This is a genomic window from Burkholderia sp. 4NA327C6 (assembly GCF_005502655.1).
GTDB lineage: Bacteria > Pseudomonadota > Gammaproteobacteria > Burkholderiales > Burkholderiaceae > Burkholderia > Burkholderia contaminans.
Genome location: NZ_SCNZ01000119.1, coordinates 1 through 1,330, shown reverse-complemented (window position 1 = coordinate 1,330; position 1,330 = coordinate 1). Strand labels below are relative to the sequence as shown.

Genomic DNA, 1,330 nt, shown 5'->3' with positions numbered 1-1,330 from the left:
TGGAGTTGCCCCTGTAACTCAGGACACGCGGACACCGTTAGGTTGATGACACCGCATTACGCCTGAACTCGCGAGGCGAGCGGTATTTCAGGGCTCTGTGCGGGTGGCGCTCATTGTAGTGTTCAAACGCGATAGCCAGACGCGAGAGCGCTGTTGGTGCGTCAGGCTTGTCCATATAGGCGACGTAATCGTGCTTCATGGTCTTCACGAACGATTCGGCCATGCCATTGCTCTGCGGCGAACGGACCGGCGTGGTCAGCGGCTCAAGACCCAGTTCGCGAGCGAAGCTGCGCGTGCGGTGGTCGATGTAGGCCGAGCCGTTGTCCGTCAGCCATTCGATGGACTGCGCGGCCTGCGTGGTGCCGAAGCGCTGTTCGACGGCGGCCAGCATCACGTCGCGCACCACATCACCGCTATGCCCGCCGGTCGTCGCTGCCCAGCTAATCGCCTCGCGGTCGCAGCAGTCCAGCGCAAACGTCACGCGCAGCGGCGTACCATCGTCGCACCGGAACTCGAAGCCATCGGAGCACCAGCGGGTGTTGCTGCGGTCCACGGCAACGCGACCGTCATGTCGCCGCTTGTCTCGCCGCACGCCAGGGCGGCGCAGCAGCAACTGATGCTCCCGCATGACCCGATACACGCGCTTGGCGTTGATGCACGGCGCACCGGTCTGCTCCCGACTGCGGCGCAGCAGCGCCCAGACACGCCGGTAGCCGTAGGTCGGCAGATGCGCCACATGGGCCTGAATCTCCTCGACCAGCCCGGTATCATTGGTCATGCGGGCACGGCGACCATCGCGCCAGTCAGACGAGCGAGTTCGCTTCACCGCCACGGCAGAGCGCGCCACGCCGAGAACTTCGCAGACCGTCTTCATCGGTCGTCCCCTGGCAGCAAGGGCGAGCGCGCAATCAGGTTTTTTGAACGGCCCCATTCCACGGCTTCTTTCAGGATTTCGACCTCCAGCGTCTTCTTCCCGAGTAGCCGTTGCAGTTCCTTGATTTCCTTGATGGCGGCGGCCAGCTCAGATGCCGGCACAACGGTTTCGCCTGCCTTCACCGCCGCCAGACTGCCTTCCTGGTATTGCTTGCGCCAGCCGAACACCTGGTTGGCATTGACGCCGTGCCGACGTGCAACGGCCGACACCGACGCTCCCGGCTCCAATGTTTCCTGCACGATGGCGATTTTTTCTTGCGCCGTGCGCCGACGACGGCGCTCCGGCTCGGTCAGAATTTCGATGCTTTCCACGTAATGACTAGGCTTACTGATAGGCACAAGACTATCCCTTATTTTAAGAGAGTCCTCGTGTCCTCAGATACGTGGGGCCGCTCCA

Annotated in this window: 1 protein-coding gene; it reads right to left on the bottom strand. The window is 62.7% G+C overall.

Features of this window, described 5'->3' with window-relative positions; translation table 11 throughout:
* Positions 1-37: 37 nt before the first annotated feature.
* Positions 38-1,236 (bottom strand): IS3 family transposase gene (locus tag FFS49_RS41775; protein ID WP_171026924.1). Its coding sequence is split into 2 segments (ribosomal slippage): positions 38-921 and positions 921-1,236, totalling 1,200 coding nucleotides; the frame shifts between segments, so codons are not numbered across the junction.
* Between the last annotated feature and the right edge of the window lie 94 nt (positions 1,237-1,330).